The organism is Methylobacterium sp. J-048, from assembly GCF_022829515.1.
Taxonomy (GTDB): domain Bacteria; phylum Pseudomonadota; class Alphaproteobacteria; order Rhizobiales; family Beijerinckiaceae; genus Methylobacterium.
In genome coordinates this window covers 71,272-89,446 of sequence record NZ_JAKSYL010000256.1, presented here as the reverse complement: position 1 = coordinate 89,446, position 18,175 = coordinate 71,272, and the positions used below count along the sequence as shown (strand labels likewise).

General features: G+C 68.4%; 19 protein-coding genes. 15 read left to right on the top strand and 4 right to left on the bottom strand.

Annotation, left to right across the window (positions count from 1 at the left end; all coding sequences use genetic code 11):
- The first annotated feature begins 264 nt into the window (after window positions 1-264).
- The 3 genes from MKL09_RS26395 to guaA all read left to right on the top strand — a co-directional run bounded on the left by MKL09_RS26395 (window position 265) and on the right by guaA (window position 4,123).
- Window positions 265-1,614: an NTP/NDP exchange transporter gene (locus MKL09_RS26395; protein ID WP_244024972.1), complete on the top strand. Its 1,350-nt coding sequence runs from the start codon at window positions 265-267 to the stop codon at window positions 1,612-1,614.
- Window positions 1,615-2,052: 438 nt separating this feature from the next.
- Entirely contained in the window at window positions 2,053-2,472 is a 420-nt protein-coding gene (locus MKL09_RS26390; RefSeq protein WP_243946844.1) for a hypothetical protein, read from the top strand.
- Window positions 2,473-2,566: 94 nt separating this feature from the next.
- A complete protein-coding gene (gene guaA, locus MKL09_RS26385) occupies window positions 2,567-4,123 on the top strand; it encodes a glutamine-hydrolyzing GMP synthase (RefSeq protein ID WP_244024971.1) in 1,557 nt (518 codons plus the stop codon).
- Between the two features lie 45 nt (window positions 4,124-4,168).
- On the opposite strand, the gene MKL09_RS26380 is transcribed toward guaA, so the two are convergent.
- The 4 genes from MKL09_RS26380 to tsaA form a co-directional block, all read right to left on the bottom strand.
- On the bottom strand, window positions 4,169-4,411 hold the full coding sequence (locus MKL09_RS26380; protein ID WP_244024970.1) for a type II toxin-antitoxin system Phd/YefM family antitoxin: 243 nt from the start codon (window positions 4,409-4,411) through the stop codon (window positions 4,169-4,171).
- 94 nt (window positions 4,412-4,505) lie between these two features.
- A complete protein-coding gene (locus MKL09_RS26375; protein WP_244024969.1) occupies window positions 4,506-5,114 on the bottom strand; it encodes a LysE/ArgO family amino acid transporter in 609 nt (202 codons plus the stop codon).
- 154 nt (window positions 5,115-5,268) lie between these two features.
- Window positions 5,269-5,958, bottom strand: a complete 690-nt coding sequence (locus MKL09_RS26370; RefSeq protein WP_244024968.1) for an SGNH/GDSL hydrolase family protein — start codon at window positions 5,956-5,958, stop codon at window positions 5,269-5,271.
- Window positions 5,958-6,455, bottom strand: coding sequence for a tRNA (N6-threonylcarbamoyladenosine(37)-N6)-methyltransferase TrmO (tsaA, locus tag MKL09_RS26365; RefSeq protein WP_244024967.1), 498 nt, complete (start codon window positions 6,453-6,455; stop codon window positions 5,958-5,960). The genes MKL09_RS26370 and tsaA overlap by 1 nt, the downstream gene beginning before the upstream one ends.
- Window positions 6,456-6,670: 215 nt before the next feature.
- Here tsaA and MKL09_RS26360 point away from each other — a divergent pair, with 215 nt between their 5' ends.
- The 12 genes from MKL09_RS26360 to petA all read left to right on the top strand — a co-directional run bounded on the left by MKL09_RS26360 (window position 6,671) and on the right by petA (window position 18,165).
- Window positions 6,671-8,164, top strand: coding sequence for an AMP nucleosidase (locus tag MKL09_RS26360; protein WP_244024966.1), 1,494 nt, complete (start codon window positions 6,671-6,673; stop codon window positions 8,162-8,164).
- Between the two features lie 181 nt (window positions 8,165-8,345).
- A complete protein-coding gene (locus MKL09_RS26355; protein WP_244024965.1) occupies window positions 8,346-8,810 on the top strand; it encodes a hypothetical protein in 465 nt (154 codons plus the stop codon).
- 191 nt (window positions 8,811-9,001) lie between these two features.
- On the top strand, window positions 9,002-10,303 hold the full coding sequence (locus MKL09_RS26350; protein ID WP_244024964.1) for an SLC13 family permease: 1,302 nt from the start codon (window positions 9,002-9,004) through the stop codon (window positions 10,301-10,303).
- A 132-nt stretch (window positions 10,304-10,435) separates the two neighbouring features.
- Window positions 10,436-10,837: a succinate dehydrogenase, cytochrome b556 subunit gene (gene sdhC, locus MKL09_RS26345; protein WP_244024963.1), complete on the top strand. Its 402-nt coding sequence runs from the start codon at window positions 10,436-10,438 to the stop codon at window positions 10,835-10,837.
- Window positions 10,838-10,849: 12 nt separating this feature from the next.
- Window positions 10,850-11,269, top strand: a complete 420-nt coding sequence (gene sdhD, locus MKL09_RS26340) for a succinate dehydrogenase, hydrophobic membrane anchor protein (RefSeq protein ID WP_092044482.1) — start codon at window positions 10,850-10,852, stop codon at window positions 11,267-11,269.
- A 32-nt stretch (window positions 11,270-11,301) separates the two neighbouring features.
- Window positions 11,302-13,119 (top strand): succinate dehydrogenase flavoprotein subunit, encoded by a 1,818-nt coding sequence (gene sdhA / locus MKL09_RS26335; protein WP_244024962.1) that lies wholly within the window; start codon window positions 11,302-11,304, stop codon window positions 13,117-13,119.
- A gap of 23 nt (window positions 13,120-13,142) precedes the next feature.
- Window positions 13,143-13,412, top strand: a complete 270-nt coding sequence (locus tag MKL09_RS26330; protein WP_244024961.1) for a DUF433 domain-containing protein — start codon at window positions 13,143-13,145, stop codon at window positions 13,410-13,412.
- On the top strand, window positions 13,409-13,789 hold the full coding sequence (locus MKL09_RS26325; RefSeq protein ID WP_244024960.1) for a DUF5615 family PIN-like protein: 381 nt from the start codon (window positions 13,409-13,411) through the stop codon (window positions 13,787-13,789). Before MKL09_RS26330 ends, MKL09_RS26325 begins: the two co-directional genes overlap by 4 nt.
- A 5-nt stretch (window positions 13,790-13,794) precedes the next feature.
- Window positions 13,795-14,619: a succinate dehydrogenase iron-sulfur subunit gene (locus MKL09_RS26320; protein WP_244024959.1), complete on the top strand. Its 825-nt coding sequence runs from the start codon at window positions 13,795-13,797 to the stop codon at window positions 14,617-14,619.
- 164 nt (window positions 14,620-14,783) lie between these two features.
- Window positions 14,784-15,365, top strand: a complete 582-nt coding sequence (locus tag MKL09_RS26315; RefSeq protein ID WP_244024958.1) for an AprI/Inh family metalloprotease inhibitor — start codon at window positions 14,784-14,786, stop codon at window positions 15,363-15,365.
- 152 nt (window positions 15,366-15,517) lie between these two features.
- Entirely contained in the window at window positions 15,518-17,383 is a 1,866-nt protein-coding gene (locus tag MKL09_RS26310; protein WP_244024957.1) for an ABC transporter ATP-binding protein, read from the top strand.
- 203 nt (window positions 17,384-17,586) lie between these two features.
- The gene (gene petA / locus MKL09_RS26305) at window positions 17,587-18,165 is read left to right on the top strand and encodes a ubiquinol-cytochrome c reductase iron-sulfur subunit (RefSeq protein WP_244024956.1); all 579 of its coding nucleotides are present in this window, start codon (window positions 17,587-17,589) and stop codon (window positions 18,163-18,165) included.
- The last annotated feature ends 10 nt before the right edge of the window (window positions 18,166-18,175 follow it).

Sequence of the window (18,175 nt, the reverse complement as noted above, 5' to 3'; positions counted from 1 at the left end):
GTGTGTCGTCACGGCTTAGGCGACGAGGCGACCGACCCGGAGATGCGCGGTATGCTCGGGCTGGGGACGTGACGGCGGCGGCCGTTCAGCTTCTCCCACCCCGCTGTGCGGGGGAGAGTACCCTGGGAGGCCGGGGGGGAGAGGGGCATCGCGCCGATTCAGGTTATGACACCGTTCGCGACCGTTCAGGCTCCGTCGATCCCCTCTCACGACCCCTGCTGACGCAGGGGCCACCCTCCCCCGCAGAGGGGGGAGGGAATATGCATGCCTGAAACGTCCGTTCCCCGAGGCCCGCTCGCGCGCCTGATCGACATCCGCCCGGGCGAGGGCCAGGCGCTCGCCTGGTCCTGGGCCTACATCTTCTCGATCCTGGCGGCCTATTACGTGCTGCGTCCGATCCGCGACCAGATGGGCGTGGCCGGGGGCATCGAGAACCTGCCCTGGCTGTTCACCGCGACGCTGGTCGGCATGCTCGCCCTCAACCTGCCCTTCGCCTACTTGGTGAAGCGCATGCCGCGGGCGCGGTTCGTGCCGATCACCTACCGGTTCTTCGCCGCCAACATCCTGGCCTTCGCGCTGACCCTGTACCTCGCGCCGCCGGATTGGGGGATCTGGATCGGGCGGGTGTTCTTCGTCTGGCTGTCGATCTTCAACCTGTTCGTGGTCTCGATCTTCTGGGCCACCATCGTCGACGTGTTCTCGAACGACCAGAGCAAGCGGCTGTTCGGCTTCATCGCGGCCGGCGCGACGCTCGGCGCCATCGCGGGCTCGGCCACCACGGCGATCCTCGCCAAGAACGTCCCGACATGGGGGCTAATGCTGTGCGCGGTCGTGCTCCTGGAAGCCGCGGTGTTCTCCATGCGCGGGCTCGCCGCCCTGTCGGCCCGGCTCCACGCCGTGCCGGGCAGCGCCGATATGGCCCATGACGGCCAGGACCGCACCATCGGCGGCAGCGTGCTGGCCGGCGTCACCCGGACCCTGGCCTCGCCCTACCTGCTGAACATCTCGCTGTTCCTGCTGCTGTTTTCGGTGACCTCGACCTTCCTGTATTTCGAGCAGGCCGGCATCGCAAAACGGAGCTTCCCGGACCGGGGCGCCCAAACCGCGTTCTTCGCTAGCGTCGATCTTGCGGTGAACGTGCTGACGCTCGGCGTGCAGCTGTTCCTGACCGGACGCATCGTCAAGCGCCTCGGCGTCGGGATCACCCTGGCCCTGCTGCCGGCCTTCAGCGTCCTCGGCTTCGCCGCGCTGGCGGTCTCGCCCACCATCAGTGTGATCGTGGCGTTCCAGGTCCTGCGCCGGGCTGGCAATTTTGCGATTGCCCGCCCGATCCGGGAGGTTCTGTTCACCGTCGTCCCGAGGGAGGATCGCTACAAGGCCAAGAGCTTCATCGACACCGTGGTCTACCGGCTGGGCGACCAGGTCGGGGCCTGGTCGTTCACCGGCATCCAGGGATTCGGCTTCGGCAGTACCGGTATCGCCGGCGCGGCGGTGCCGCTCTCCGTGGCCTGGCTGTTCAACAGCCTCTGGCTCGGCCGCGCCCAGGACAGGCGGCGGGCGGCTCTGGATGCGGATGCCGCCGCCCCAGCAATGGAACCGCTCGCCTCACGTTAAGCGGCGGTTTACCATGACGCGCGAGGTCTCCGGATCAGCTCGACCGGAGGGACAAGGCGTCATGAATCGCGCGGCGCAGCCTGCTCCAGGCCGAAACATGCGCGCCCTTGCGTTGCTCGCACTGCTGGTGGCCAGCCCGGCACCGGCCTTCGCCGAGGAGCCGCTGTTCATCCACATCCGGCCGATGCCCGAGGGCGACCGGGCTGTCCGGGATGCCCTGTGGGCGCGTCGGCAGGCCCATGCCCGCGCGGTGATCGAATCCGTCTGCACCGGCTGCCTCGGAGTCTGGAAACCCGCGGATTCGGCGGCGTCGCCCGCGACACCCGGCCCTACGCAGGCCAGGATTGCGGACCTGACTGCACCGTCAGGGCTTGAAACCGACCCCGGCTCCGGGGCATCCGGGCCAACTTCCGATTCATCGAGTTCCGAGAGGCACCCATGACGCAATCGCACCCGACCAGCGGCGCCGAGCCCGAAGTCGATTGCCCCGTGAGCCTCGAGGTTCTGGGCGAAGTCTACCGGGCCGACGAGTTCGACCTGCCGATGATCCTGGAGCAGATCCCGCCGCTGAAGCGCGCCCAACTCGCCGCGTACCTCTACGGCAAAAGCCACATGCACAAGCTCGGCCTGAAGGTGGCCCGCTCCTGCGACCGGGACGACCTGATCCGGGTCGCCGGCGAGATCGGCTCGGTGATCCACGGCCAGGCGCATCTGAAGCCGGCCAAGCCTGTGCCGGTGGCCGCGCCGGAGCTGCGGGCCAAGACCTTGCCGGGCCAGAAGAAGGTCAGCCTCGCGGGCGCGCCGGCGAAGCCGGCGATCAGCCTCGGCGGCTCGGCCAAGGTCCGCAACTTCGACTGACCGGGTGCGGGTGGCGAGCGCTTTGCGCCGCGATCCCCAGCCTGAGACGGGCGCATCCGTTGCGTGCGCCCCGGCCTTCGGATAATCGCCCGCGATGAACACCGACCACGACAAGATCCTGATCGTCGATTTCGGCTCGCAGGTGACCCAGCTCATCGCCCGGCGGGTGCGGGAGGAGGGGGTCTATTGCGAGATCGTGCCCTTCACCAAGGCCGAAGCCGCATTCCGCGAGCAGAAGCCGAAGGGCGTGATCCTCTCCGGCGGCCCCGAATCGGTGACCGTCGAGGCGAGCCCCCGGGCGCCGCAGCTGGTGTTCGATTCGGGCGTGCCGATCTTCGGCATCTGCTACGGCCAGCAGACCATGGCGGCCCAGCTCGGCGGCGCGGTCGAGGGCGGCCATCATGCCGAGTTCGGCCGGGCCGAGGTCGAGATCCTGGCCGATTGCCCGCTGTTCAACGGCGTCTGGCACACGGGCGAAAAATACCCGGTCTGGATGAGCCACGGCGACCGGGTCACCAAGCTGCCCGACGGCTTCTCCACCGTGGCGATCTCCAAGAACGCACCCTTCGCGGCCGTGGCGGACGCGGCCCGGAATTACTACGCGGTGCAGTTCCATCCCGAGGTCGCCCACACCCCGCACGGTGCCCTGCTGATCCGCAACTTCGTGCGCGACATCGCCGGCTGCTCCGGCGACTGGACCATGGGGGCCTATCGGGAGGAGGCGATCGCCAAGATCCGCGAGCAGGTCGGCTCCGAGAAGGTGATCTGCGGCCTCTCGGGCGGCGTCGATTCGGCGGTGGCCGCGGTGCTGATCCACGAGGCGATCGGCGACCAGCTCACCTGCGTGTTCGTCGACCACGGTCTGCTGCGGCTCGGCGAGGCCGAGCAGGTCGTGGCCCTGTTCCGCGACCACTACAACATCCCACTGGTCCACGTCGAAGCCAGCGGCATGTTCCTCTCGGCGCTCGAAGGCGTCAGCGATCCGGAGGTCAAGCGGAAGACGATCGGCCGCCTGTTCATCGACGTGTTCGAGGCCGAGTCCAAGAAGATCGGCGGGGCGGCGTTCCTGGCGCAGGGCACGCTCTATCCGGACGTGATCGAGAGCGTGTCGTTCACCGGCGGCCCGTCGGTGACGATCAAGAGCCACCACAATGTCGGCGGCCTGCCCGAGCGCATGAACATGAAGCTCGTGGAGCCCCTGCGCGAGCTGTTCAAGGACGAGGTCCGGGTGCTGGGCCGTGAGCTCGGCCTACCGGACGCCTTCGTCGGCCGCCACCCGTTCCCTGGTCCCGGCCTCGCCATCCGCTGCCCCGGCACGATCACGCCGGAGAAGCTCGAGGCCCTGCGCAAGGCCGACGCGATCTACCTCGACGAGATCCGGCAAGCGGGGCTCTACGACACGATCTGGCAGGCCTTCGCGGTGATCCTGCCGGTGAAGACGGTGGGCGTGATGGGCGACGGCCGAACCTACGACCATGTCTGCGCCCTGCGCGCCGTTACCTCGGTGGACGGCATGACCGCCGATTTCTACCCGTTCGACATGGCTTTCCTGGGCCGGGTCGCGACCCGGATCATCAACGAGGTGAAGGGCATCAACCGGGTGACCTACGACATTACCTCGAAGCCGCCCGGCACGATCGAGTGGGAGTGACGGGCGGGCGTCACGAACCGATTAGCGACGTAGCCGCGTAGCGCATCAGTAGCGGTCGCTGTCCCGCATCGACCGCACGAGATCGACGGCGCTTTCGGATTGCGGCGGCATCGCTGCCGTCAGCGCTTGAAGCAACGCGAGGTCGATCGGCTTGCGCGGCTTCGTTACGGCTGTCAGTCGAGCGACCGGCTTGCCGCGACCGGTGATCTCAATCGAATCGCCTGCCTCAACCCGGTCGACCAGGGTGCTCAGTTGTGCCTTGGCATCCGCCAGCGTGATCGCGTCCATGCCGTGCTCCTGACCATCGCAGTTCACGTAGCGTGTTGTGCTTGGCAATTCGAGCGGGCCTGATGAAAGCCTGTCCGGAAAGTGCGACCCGTCGTTACTGTCCGCTCAGCAGCAGCTCAGCCGCGATAACCCACATCGTCAGCGCGATCATGCCCTCAAGCACGCGCCACGCGGCCGGCTTGGCGAACAGGGGCCGGAGGATCGCGGCGCCGTAGCCCAACGCGAAGAAGAACGCGACCGAGGCCGTCATCGCGCCGGCCGCGAAGGCGGGCTCCTGCCCCGGGAAGCGCGTCGAGATCGATCCGATCAGCAGCAGCGTGTCGAGATAGACGTGCGGGTTGAGCCAGGTCAGCGCGAGGCATGTCGCCAGCGTCCGCCCAAGGCCGGCGGCGGATTCCGGGGCGGGTTGCAGCGCCTCCGCGGAGGCGAAGGCCGACCGGAGACTGCGTGCCCCGTACGCGATGAGGAAGGCCGCGCCGGCATACAGCATCGCCGGCCTCAGCCAGGGGGCGAGGACCACGATGCCCCTGAAGCTGGTGATGCCCACCAGGATCAGGAGCGCGTCGGAGGCCGCGCAGGTAGCGCAAACCAGGGCGACATGCTCGCCGCGCAAGCCCTGCCGCAGTACGAATGCGTTCTGGGCACCGATCGCCAGGATCAGGCCGCCGCTGACGGACAGACCGGTCAGATAGACTTCCAGCACGCGGGGTTACTCAACGACGGATCAAGGTTTGCGCCGTCATGAATTCGCCGCTCCGTAGGAGGGGAGGCTTCAGCAGAGGCGCCAAGACTTTTCGCAGGCGCGCGAAGGTGATTGGGCACAAAGCGTAATACGAAACGCCTTCCGCACGCCTCGCTCACGGCCCGCACAAAACCGGTTCCAGGGCCGCCATCACCGGCCGGTAGGCTGAAAGATGCAGGCCGTCCCGCAGCGCGCCGGGCTTGGCATAGCCGGTCTCGCCATCGCGGAGTGACGCGAACGGGTCCGCGAAGGCGCAGCCGAGGCGGCCGCACAGGGTGCGCAGCCGCTGCGTGTAATCCGCCACGGCCCCGGCATCGATAAGGCGGCCGACCTCGCGGCCGACCGGGGGCAGGGCGGTGACGACGACGCGCGGGCTCACGGCCTGCAGCCGCCTCACGATCGCTTCCGCCTTCGCCTCGAACCGCGAAGCCGCCTCGGCCGAGCGCGGATCGTTCTTCACCAGGATGTCGTTGGTCCCGATCGTCAGGGCGGCGACCTTGGGATTTGGGTGGAATCGCAGGCCGGAGAGGTGATCGAGATAGGCGGCGGCGGTGGCGCCGCTGAAGCCGCCGTTGACGAAGTCCAGGCCGCAGGGCCGCTGGCTCCCGGGCTGCAGCTCGACCTGGGAATCGCCGCCCCAGAACACGTAGTCCGGGGGCGCCTCGTCCAGGCTGACCTGAACGGCGATGCCGCGCATCACCGCGTAGGCGCGGGCATCGGCGGCCGGCTTGCGCAGGTGCCAGCCGGCGAAGCCTCCCGAAGCCAGAAGCACGAGGCCGAAGAGGCCCGCGAGAACGCGACGCATCACGGCTCGGCGCCGGCGCGGTCGACCTGCGCCTCCGGGCGCGAATCCGTCGAGGCGTAGTAGGGCTTGATGTCGAGGAGCGGCGTGCCGTCGAGGCAATCGAGCCCGCGCACCCGCAGAGTGTCTCCCGAGCGCTCAAGTAATTCGACCACCGAGAGCGCGATCGGGTTGGGCCGGGCCGGGGAGCGCAACGAGAAGGTGCCGCGCGGCCCGTCGGCGTGGCGGGGTCGCTGCACAACGAGGCCCCGTGTCGCCCGGTCCATCCAGTAGAGCAGGATCAGGTGCGTGCAGCCGGTGATCGAGCGCAGGCCGGAGACGTAGGCCGGATCGACCTCGACGGTGCAGATGGCGTCGGTCTGCAGGCCGTTCTTCGGGCAGTCCTGGCGCGTCTGCCACGGCGTGCGCAGCCGGCCGATGAAATGGAGGCCGGCATCGAAATCCGCGGGCAGCGCCGCCATCTCTTCGCCGGGACGGGTCCCAAACTCGTCCGCGCCCATCTGTCCTCACTCCGCCTGCGCCGGGTTCTCGGCCAAGCGCCGTCCGGCCGCAAGCCCGCACCTCGCGCAGGCCATCGGGCCGGTGTAGATCCGAGCCATCGAGCATCATCCCGAAAGGTGGTCATCGGCTTTCGGAAAAAGATGATGCGAAGCCAAAGACCTAGCGCATCGGCCGGGGCCCGGTATCCCGGGCGATGCGCTAAACGGGAGGGTTCATGATCGAGCGGGAATTGCGGCCGATGCAGGCCGTCGCGGATGCGGACAGCGCGGTCGACCGCTTGGTCGAACTCTACGACGGTGCGGCCGGCGCCCTGCGGCAGGCGCTGGAGCGCTACCTCGCGGGCGGCCCGCCGCCGGACGCCACCGAGCGCCTGGCCTTCCGCTATCCCGAATTGCGGATCAGCTACCGCCCCGCCGGCCCGCTGCCGCGGGTGCGGCGCGCCACCGCCAAGCTCCAGGCCGCCGGCACCTATGCCACCACGGTCACACACCCGGCCTTCTTCCGCCACTACCTCACCCGGCAGTTGCAGCCGCTGATCGACGATTACGGCATCCAGATCGAGGTGGGCCAGAGCGCGCAGGAGATCCCCTATCCCTACGTCCTGGAAGCGGGGCTCGATGCCGGCGGGCGCGCCGTGGACGGCGCGGAACTCGCTACCTACTTCCCCGTCCCGCTGCTGTCGCTCGTGGGCGATGAGATCGCCGACGGCACCTTCGACCTCGTCGATGGCGAGCCGCTGCCGCTGGCCCTGTTCGACGCGGTGCGGGTCGATTACTCCCTGCGCCGCCTGGTCCACTACACCGGCTGCGACTGGCGCGAGGTCCAGCCCTGGATTCTCCTGACCAACTATCACCGCTACGTCGACCAGTTCGTCCGGCACGGGCTGGAGCGCCTGGCCTCGGGCGCGGAGGGGTTCGAGCGGCTGGTCCTGCCCGGTGGAATTTCCGTGAGCCGGGCGGAGGCCTCCACGGCCGATCCGGCTGCGGTGATCGCGGCCTCGCCCTGGCACCGCCACCAGATGCCAGCCTATCACCTCGTCGCCCGGGGCGCCGACGGGACCCTGCAGGGCACGAGCCTGGTCAATATCGGCGTCGGACCGTCGAACGCGAAGACCATCACCGATCACCTTGCGGTGCTGCGCCCGGATTGCTGGCTGATGGTCGGCCATTGCGGCGGCCTGCGTCAGTCGCAGACCATCGGCGATTACGTCCTCGCCCACGCCTATCTCCGGCGGGACCGGATCCTCGACGAGCTGGTGCCGCCGGACGTGCCGGTGCCGGCGCTCGCCGAGGTGCAGGTCGCGCTTCAGAGCGCCGCTGCCTCGGTGACCGGCGAGCAAGCCGAGGCCTTGAAGCGCCGCCTGCGCACCGGCACGGTCGTCACCTACGACGACCGCAACTGGGAATTGCGGTTCAGCCAGGAGCGGCGGCGGATCAACCAGTCGCGCGCCATCGCGGTCGACATGGAGAGCGGCACCGTGGCGGCCCAGGGCTTTCGCCTGCGCGTGCCCTATGGCGCGCTGCTCTGCGTCTCCGACAAGCCGCTCCACGGCGAGATCAAGCTGCCCGGCGCTGCCAACGCGTTCTACGACCGGGCGGTGTCCGAGCATCTGCGGGTCGGGTTGGCGGCCCTCGACGCGCTGCGCGCCGACCGGCATGGGCTGCATTCGCGCAAGCTGCGCAGCTTCGACGAGCCGCCGTTCCGGTGAAGCGCCGACGAGCGCGTCGAATCAAAGACGGGGACGCACTCACGGCCAAGCTTTTGTTCGGATCGAACAAGAACCGCGATGTAGCGACGGGCTGACACGCCGTTTTCGATGATCGCGTGTGGATACCTGTGCGTGATTGAACGTTGAGACGTCATACTCCTTTCAAGGATTGGACTTTCTCATGAAGCGTTTGGTTCTCGCATCGACTGCATTATTGGCGGTCGTCGCCCTGATGCCCGGCAGCGCGGATGCCCGCGGGTTTGGCGGCGGCGGCTTTCACGGCGGCGGCTTCGGCGGCGGCGGATTCCATGGTGGCGGTTTCGGCGGCGGTAGCTTCCGGGGCGGCGGACTGGGCGGCGGCGGATTCCGGGGTGCCGGTCTCGGCGGCGGCGGCTTCCAGCGTGGCGGCGTGATCGGCAATCGCGGCTTCGCGGGCCGTGGCTTCGCCAATCGCGGCTCTTACGGGCGTGGCTACGGCGGCGGCTACGGCCGCGGCCTGGGATACGGCTTGGCTGGCGTGGGCCTCGGACTGGGGGTTGGTTACGGCCTGGGCGGGTACGGCTATGGCTACGGCGATACCTGCGCCGGCGGATACGGCTACGGCTATGATCCCGCCTATTGCGGCACCTATGGCTACGGATACTGAGCACCACACCGTTCAGGCCTATTCTTGAACGCGAAAGCCCGGCCGGAAACGGTCGGGCTTTTCTGTGCCGGAATCGCCTCCGTCGATTCGGCGACCTTCGCGATCCGCGAAGGCTGAGTCGCGGACTCCCGAATTGCGAACGGTTCCAAACCGGCCCATGCCCACCGCAGTGTGAAGCACGGGAGGGTCGGATGAGCGGGGAGGCGGTTGTTCCGGCGACAGCCGCCCTGCTGGTCCTGTGCATGGGCCTGTGGGCGACGGCTTTGCTGCCGGAGATCGTCACGGCGCTCGCCTTCTTCGGGCTGGCGATGCTGCTGCGTCTCGGCAACCCGGCGACGGTCTTTTCGGGCTTCTCGGCCTCGGCGTTCTGGCTGGTCCTGTCCGGCATGGTGGTGGGCCAGGGCATGACCCGGACCGGCCTCGGTGCCCGCATGGCCCGGGCGCTGGCGGCGCGCCTGTCCGGCTCCTACGCGCAGTTCATCACTGGCCTCGTGGCTTTGAGCTTCCTCATCGCCTTCGTGATGCCCTCCAATCTCGGGCGGATCGCCCTGATGATCCCGGTGACGCTGGCCCTCTGCGACGGCTTCGGCCTGACGCCCGGCCGTCCGGGACGGACCGGCGCGGTACTCGCCGTGGGTGTCGCCACTCCGATCCTATCGGCGGCGATCCTGCCGGCGAATGTGCCGAATCTCGTCATGGCCGGCTCGGCCGAGCAGGTGCTCGGCCTGCACCTGTCCTACTTGTCCTATTTCGTCCTGCACGCGCCGGTCCTGGCCCTGGTCAAGGGCGTGATGCTGGTGGCGCTGATCGTGCGCCTGTTCCCCGACCGGTTGAGCCCCGACCCACAGGCGCTGCCGATTCTGCCGCCGGTCTCGCGTGCCGAGCGGCGCCTGGCGGTGATCCTGGCCTGCACTCTGGCCCTTTGGATGACCGACAGCCTGCACGGCCTCGCCCCGGCCTGGGTCGGGCTCGCGGCCGCGGTGATCTGCCTGCTGCCGCGGGTCGGCGTGCTGCCTCCGGAAGCGTTCCAGCAGGTCAACCTGCGGACCTGCTTCTACATCGCGGCCCTGCTCGGACTGGTCGCCCTGGTCAACGAGACCGGGCTCGGGGCGCAACTCGGCCATGGGCTCCTCGCGGTTGCGCCGCTCGCCCCCGGCGCGCCGGCCCAGAACTTCGCGGTGCTCACCGGGATCAGCACACTCCTGACGCTGCTGGTCACTGCCAACGGCGCGCCGGCCCTGTACACGGCGCTGGCGGGCGAGATGGTGAATGCCAGCGGCCTCTCGCCCCTGGCCGTCGTGTCGATCCAGGTGATCGGCTATTCGACCCTGTTCGTCCCCTACCAGGCGCCCCCGATCGTGTTCGCCAGCGAACTCGGCGGCGTGCGGCTGCGGGACGCCACGCGACTCACGCTGGCGTTCGGCCTGGCCTCGCTCGTGGTCGCGGCACCGCTGGATTACGCCTGGTGGCGCCTGCTGGGCCAACTGAAGTGACAGATCCGCCCCGCTATCAACACGCCCCCTGCTGTGCGGCGCAGCATGACACATTGCGGCTTGCGCCCGCAGGCACTAGCGCTACCACCAGATTAGAGACGGTCCAGTTCGCAGCTGCGAGGCTTCAATCCAATGGCACCCACCGCCCGCCCGACAGTGGCGCAACCGCTTTCACCGCATCTCCAGATCTACCGCCTGACCTGGACGATGGCGATGTCGGTGTTTCACCGTCTTACCGGCATCGCCCTCTATGGAGGCACTGCCCTGGTCGCGATCTGGCTCGTGGCGCTTGCTTCGGGACCGGTGGCCTATTCCTACGTCGCCTGGTTCTTCGGCTCGCTGATCGGCCGCCTGATCTTGTTCGCCTACACCTGGGTGCTGATGCACCACATGCTCGGCGGCCTGCGCCATCTGGTATGGGATACCGGCGCCGGCTTCGACCGCGAGAAGCGCCTGAGCATGGCGCGCATGACCCTGATCGGGTCCGTCGCGCTCACCATCGTCATCTGGGCGGTCGCCCTTCTGGTCCGCTGAGGGGAGGCCGGCATGGCTAAGGAAGAGATCCGCCAGGACACCCGCGTCTCCATCCGCACCCCGCGCGCCCGCGTCCGCGGCCTCGGCGTCGCCCATCACGGCGCCGGCCATTGGTGGGTGCAGCGGGCGACCGCGGCGGCGAACGTCGTCCTGATGCTGGCCTTCGTGGTGATTGTCGCCAGCATGGCCGGCCGGGGCTACGTCGAAGCGACGCAGCTGATCGCCAAGCCCCTGGTCTCGATCATCCTGATCCTGGCGCTCCTGTCGGTAACGATCCACATGCGGATCGGCATGCAGGTGGTCATCGAGGATTACGTGCACGGCCAGGGCACGAAGATCGCCGCGGTGTTCGCCAACAACGCCTACGCGGTCCTGGTGGCCGTGGCCTGCCTCTACGCGGTCCTGCGCATCGGCTTCGGACAGCCGGCCTGAACCCCGCCATCACGCATTTCGAGGAGCCGATCATGGCCGCCAACGGCACCAACGGCAGCGGGCCTGCCTACACCATCCACGACCACGCCTTCGACGTGGTGATCGTCGGGGCGGGCGGCGCGGGACTGCGCGCCACGGTCGGCTGCTCCGAGGCCGGGTTGCGCACCGCCTGCATCACCAAGGTGTTCCCGACCCGCTCGCACACCGTGGCGGCGCAGGGCGGCATCTCGGCCTCGCTCGGCAATATGGGTCCGGACGATTGGCGCTGGCACATGTACGACACCGTGAAGGGGTCGGACTGGCTCGGCGACCAGGACGCGATCGAGTACCTCGTGCGCAACGCGCCGGCCGCCGTCTACGAGCTGGAACACTGGGGCGTGCCCTTCTCCCGCACGGACGAAGGCAAGATCTATCAGCGCCCGTTCGGCGGCATGACCACCGATTACGGCAAGGGCACCGCCCAGCGCACCTGCGCGGCGGCCGACCGGACCGGCCACGCCATGCTGCACACCCTCTACGGGCAGGCGGTGAAGAACCAGACCGACTTCTTCATCGAGTATTTCGCCCTCGACCTGATCATGGACGAGGAAGGCCGCTGTCGCGGCGTCATCGCCCTCGACCAGGCCAGCGGGGAGATCCACCGGTTCCGCGCCCAGCAGACCATCCTGGCCACGGGCGGCTACGGCCGCGCCTACTTCTCGGCGACCTCGGCCCATACCTGCACGGGCGACGGCAACGCCATGGTGCTGCGCGCCGGGCTGCCGCTCCAGGACATGGAGTTCGTGCAGTTCCACCCCACCGGCATCTACGGCGCCGGCTGCCTGATCACCGAGGGTTCGCGCGGCGAGGGCGGCTACCTGACCAACTCCGAGGGCGAGCGCTTCATGGAGCGCTACGCCCCCTCGGCCAAGGATCTCGCCTCGCGCGACGTGGTCTCGCGCTCCATGACCATGGAGATCCGGGATGGCCGCGGCGTCGGCAAGAACAAGGACCACATCTACCTGCACCTCGATCACCTGGACCCGAAGATCCTGCACGAGCGCCTGCCGGGTATCTCGGAGTCGGCAAAAATCTTCGCGGGCGTCGACGTGACCAAGGAGCCGATCCCGGTCCTCCCGACCGTGCACTACAACATGGGCGGCATCCCGACGAACTATCACGGCGAGGTGCTGACGCTCCGCGACGGCAATCCCGACACGGTGGTGCCGGGCCTGATGGCGATCGGCGAGGCAGCCTGCGTCTCGGTCCACGGCGCCAACCGGCTCGGTTCCAACTCGTTGATCGACCTCGTGGTGTTCGGCCGCGCTGCCGGAAAGCGCTGCGCCGAGATCGTCGAGCCGAATGGCCGGGCCCAGGAACTGCCGAAGGGCGCGACCGACAAGGCGCTCGAGCGCCTCGACCGCTTCCGCAACGCCAACGGCTCGACGCCGACCGCGGAGCTCCGCGCCGAGATGCAGAAGACGATGCAGAACAACTGCGCCGTGTTCCGCACCGGCGAGGTGCTGGAAGAGGGCAAGGGCCTGATCCACAAGGTCTGGAACGCCGCCGCAGACGTGAAGATCACCGACCGGTCGCTGGTCTGGAACACCGACCTCTTGGAGACCCTGGAGTTCGACAACCTGATCGGCCAGGCGGTGGTGACGATGGAATCGGCCGCCAACCGCAAGGAATCCCGCGGCGCCCATGCCCGCGAAGATTTTCCGGACCGCAACGACAAGGAGTGGATGAAGCACACCCTCTCCTGGCTCGACGAGGGCCGGCATCAGGTCAACATCGATTATCGGCCGGTGCATACCTACACGATGTCGAACGAGATCCAGTACATCGAGCCGAAGGCCCGGGTGTACTGACATCCGAGCGAGGAGCGATCGTCATGAGCGACACGACACGGCGCATCACCGGCTTCTCCCGCATCACCGTCGATCCACGGGTGATGGGCGGCAAAGCCTGTATCCGTGGGATGCGCGTCACCGCCTCCATGATTCTCGGCAACCTCGGTGCCGGCGTCACGATGGAACGGCTCCTCGAGATGTACCCGTATATCGAGCGGGAGGATGTGCTCGAAGCTATCCGTTATGCGGCTTGGCTCGCATCAGAACGCGCGATCACCACCTCTGCCGTGACATCGGAGGCGGCGGCGTGAGATTCGTCGTCGATGTGAACCTGTCGCCGGAATGGGCACAACTCCTGACCGAGCAGGGTCACTCCGCCGTACATTGGCGGAACGTCGGAGCCGTCGACGCTCTCGACGACGACATCCTCATCTGGGCGGCCGAGGATGATCGGATCGTCTTCACGGCCGATCTGGACTTCGGTGCCGCAGTCGCGACCCGCGGGCTGAAGGCGCCCAGCGTCGTGCAGCTACGGCTCGACAACACCGACCCGCTGGTGGTCGGCACTTCGGTTCTCCAATCCATCGCCGCGGCCGGTGAAGCTTTGGTTGGCGGCGCAATCCTCACGATCGAACCTGGCCAAACCCGCCTCCGGGCCGGTTTGGGCACGATCGCCATCGACGGATAAGACTCATGGCCCAGTTCAACCTTCCGAAGAACTCCCAGATCACCCCGGGTCGCACCTGGGCGCCGCCGCCCGGCGCCCAGAACCTGCAGACCTTCAAGATCTACCGCTGGAACCCGGATGACGGGGCCAACCCGCGGATCGACACCTATCAGGTCGACCGGGACGATTGCGGCCCGATGGTCCTCGACGCGCTGCTGTGGATCAAGAACAAGGTCGACTCGACCCTCGTGTTCCGCCGGTCCTGCCGCGAGGGCATCTGCGGCTCCTGCGCCATGAACATTGAGGGCCAGAACGCGCTCGCCTGCACGATGGGCATCGACGAGTGCAGGAGCCCGGACAACGCCCTGCCGGTCATCACCCGCAAGGACAAGGACGGCGCGGTCCGGATCTACCCGCTGCCGCACATGCCGGTGCTGAAGGATCTGGTCCCGGACCTGACCAACTTCTACGCCCAGCACGCCGCGATCGAGCCCTGGCTCCAGACCGAGACGCCCGCCCCCGAGAAGGAGTGGCGCCAGACCCCCGAGGACCGGTCGAAGCTCGACGGCCTGTACGAGTGCATCCTGTGCGCGTGCTGCAGCACGTCGTGCCCGAGCTACTGGTGGAACGGCGACAAATTCCTCGGCCCGGCCGCGCTGCTCCAGGCCTATCGCTGGCTGATCGATTCGCGGGACGAGAATACCGGCGACCGGCTCGACTCTCTGCACGATCCGTTCCGGCTCTACCGCTGCCACACGATCATGAACTGCGCCAACACCTGCCCGAAGAACCTGAACCCGGCCAAGGCCATCGCCGAGATCAAGAAGATGATGGTCGAGCGGGTGGTCTGAGCGCGAACGGTGAGGCGCCCCGGCCACACCGGGGCGAAAAGGCCGACCGTCCGCAGCGGAGTCGGCGGCGGCCGGGGCAGCCGCCTTGCGGTCAGCGCATTTGGCACCGAGTCAGGGGCGAAGCGCCATCGCGCGCTATCCCAAGCCTGATCCGAAGTGGTCCGATGCTGCGCCCGAGCCTGCCGACCTTCGCTGCCCTCTGCCTGAGCGCCACCCTGGGTGCCTGTGCCACGACCCGTCTGGAGAGCCCGAGGGGCCGGGCGTCCTCGCAGGCTTCCCTCGACGCGGTCCAGGCGGTCCCGTCGGGCACCGTGACGGCGGCGCCCCTCGCGCCGCCGCCCGGCGCGACCGCGAGCCCCGACGCGCCGCCGCTGCCCGGCGCCCAGGCCAACGCGGCCCCGAACACCCCCACGGTGATCGCCGAGCCGGTGGCGCCGCCCGCGCCGCCGCCGCCGGTGGTCACGAGCGGCCGCGCCTCGGTGGTCGGCAGCTGGGACGCGAAGGATGCGACCGGCGCGAGCTGCAAGGTCACCCTGTCGAGCGCGCCGGCCCTCGACCTGTACAAGGCCTCGGCGTCGGGCTGCCCGAACAAGGATCTCGCCCGGGTCTCGGCGTGGGATTTCCGCGACGGCGAGGTCTATCTCTACCAGCCGGGTGGCTCCGTGGCGGCGCGTCTGCGCCAGGGCGGCGGCTCGCTGGACGGCGCCCTGACCAAGTCGGGCGCCACCCTGGCTCTGGTGCGCTGATCGCGTCGCACCCGGTCGGCAATCCGATCGGGCGCTTCGATCCTGAATAAGGAATCTTTTCGGAAAGTCCCACGCCGCGACGACCGCGCACGCTTGGTGCCCGGCAGCCCGGACTTACATGAGGGCTTCCCCTAGCGGTGCCCCTCAAAGACATGCTTTTGAATTGGCTTGAGCGCCGGGTCGATCCGTTCGCGCCCTTCGACGAGACCCGTACCCCGCCGCAGACGGTCCTGGGTTTTGCCTGGTTCTACCTGCGCCCGATCCGCGCTGCCCTGGTGGCCCTGTTTGTCATTGCGGTGATCGCCGGGACGGTCGAGGCCTCGCTCTACCTGGTGATGCGCTGGTTCATCGACCTGCTCGCCACCGCCGACAGGGCCAGCGTGCTCTCCGACCATGCTCTTGGGCTCGGTCTCGTGTTGCTCCTGGTCGGAGTGGTGCGGCCGATCACGATCTGGCTGCACGAGCTGCTCTCCAACCAGCTGATCGTGCCGCAATCGACCAGCCAGATCCGCTGGCGGGCGCATCTCTACACGCTCGGGCACGCGCTCTCGTATTTCCAGGGCGATTTCTCCGGCCGCCTCGCCAACCGCGTCGTGCAGGTCGGCCCGGCGGTGCGGGAACTCGCCGTCGTGTTCATCGACACGCTGCTTTACGTGGCGATCTACGCGGTGACGGCTGTCGGCCTGTTCGGGTCGATCTCACCTTGGCTGGCTCTTCCGGTGCTGATCTGGATCGGTGCCTACGCCGCCCTGACGACGTGGTTCGTGCCCCGGGCTCGCGCGCGTTCGCACAAGACCGCCGACACCCGCTCGGTGCTGATCGGCCGCATCGTCGACAGCTACACCAACATCCTGACCGTGAAGCTGTTCGCGCGCGACCGCGAGGAGCGTGCGACGGTGCGCGACGCGGTCGAGGTCCACACCGACGCCTACCTGTACCAGTTCCGTCTCGTCACCCTGACGACCAGCCTGCTCGGGATCCTCAACAGCACGCTGCTGATCGCCACCGGCGCCGCCTGCCTTCTCCTCTGGCGGAGCGGCGGGATGACCACCGGCGAAGCCTCGGCCGGCCTCGCCCTGATCCTGCGGCTGCTCGCCATGTCCGGCTGGGTGATGCAGACCGTCCGGGGCGTGTTCGAGAATGTCGGGGTGATCCAGGAGAGCATGCAGACCATGGCGCGGCCGCACGCGCTGGTCGATGCTCCGGACGCCCGCGATCTCGTCGTGGCCGGCGGCGAGATCCGGTTCGAATCGGTCGGGTTCCACTATGGACGCGGCGACGCGACCGTCATCGAGGATTTCTCACTCACGATTCGCCCCGGTGAGAAAGTCGGACTCGTCGGCATCAGCGGCGCGGGGAAGTCCACCCTCGCCAGCCTGTTGCTGCGCCTCTACGAGGTCGAGAGCGGGCGCATCCTGGTGGACGGCCAGGACATCGCCACGGTGACGCAGCAATCGCTGCGCGAGGCGATCGCCATGGTCAGCCAGGACACCTCGCTGCTGCACCGCTCGATCCGCGAGAATATCGGCTACGGCCGCCCGGACGCCACGCAGGAGCAGATCGAGCGTGCCGCCCGGCTGGCCCATGCTGACCGGTTCATCGCCGACCTGGTCGATCACAAGGGCCGCCGGGGCTACGACGCTCAGGTCGGCGAGCGCGGGGTCAAGCTCTCCGGCGGGCAGCGCCAGCGCATCGCCATCGCCCGGGTGATGCTCAAGGACGCGCCGATCCTGATTCTCGACGAGGCGACCTCGGCCCTCGACAGTCAGGTCGAGGCGGCGATCCAGGACTCCCTCGACACGTTGATGGCCGGCAAGACCGTCGTGGCGATCGCCCACCGTCTGTCGACCATCGCGGCGCTCGACCGCCTGGTCGTGATCGACCGCGGCCGAATCGTCGAGGAGGGCACCCATGCCGAGCTCGTTGCCCAGGGCGGCGTCTATGCCGGCCTGTGGGCCCGCCAGTCGGGCGGGTTTTTGGATAGCGGCGCCACTCGGCTCGACGACACCGTGGCGTAGCGGCGCAGCCGGGACGGCGTTCGGCAACATATGACAACGATCGTGACCTAAGCGAGCGAAGACGCCCCGGACGACAGCTTGACTTGGGGGTGGCACACGGTCTCATTGCTCAGATTAGAACGATAATGCTTTGATCACGGCCCGGCCGGGACATCAGGGCAGGGCACCTGCGGCCCTCACGCCGACGCACGGAGTTCCAGATCTTGGCGACCACCTCCGCCACCGCCCCCGGCTCCCGGGATGGCAGCTCTCAGGACGGGAGCCGTCGCGACTTCCTGTTCCTCGCAACCGGCGCCGGCTTGGCGGTCGGCGCCGCCTCCGTGACTTGGCCGTTCGTCGCGTCCATGGCGCCCGACGCCGACACGATCGCGGCCGGCGCGCCGATCGACGTCGATCTGACGCCGATCCAGGATGGTCAGATCGTCAACGTGTTCTGGCGCGGCAAGCTGATCTTCGTGCGCAAGCTCACGGGCAAGGAGGTGACCGACATGCAGGCGGTCCCGCTCTCGGCGATGATCGACCCGGCAGCGTTCCCGACCCGGGTCAAGAACGGCCACGACCAGTGGCTGATCGTCTACGGCAACTGCACGCATCTCGGCTGCGTGCCGATCGGCCACCAGGGCAACTTCGAGGGCTGGGCCTGCCCCTGCCACGGCTCGCAGTTCGACGCCGTCGGGCGCGTCCGCCACGGGCCGGCACCGATCAACCTGCCGATCCCGCCCTACGCCTTCGAGACGGACACCAAGATCCGGATCGGCGAGGGCGGCAAGGAAGCGGCGTAAGAGGGACGCG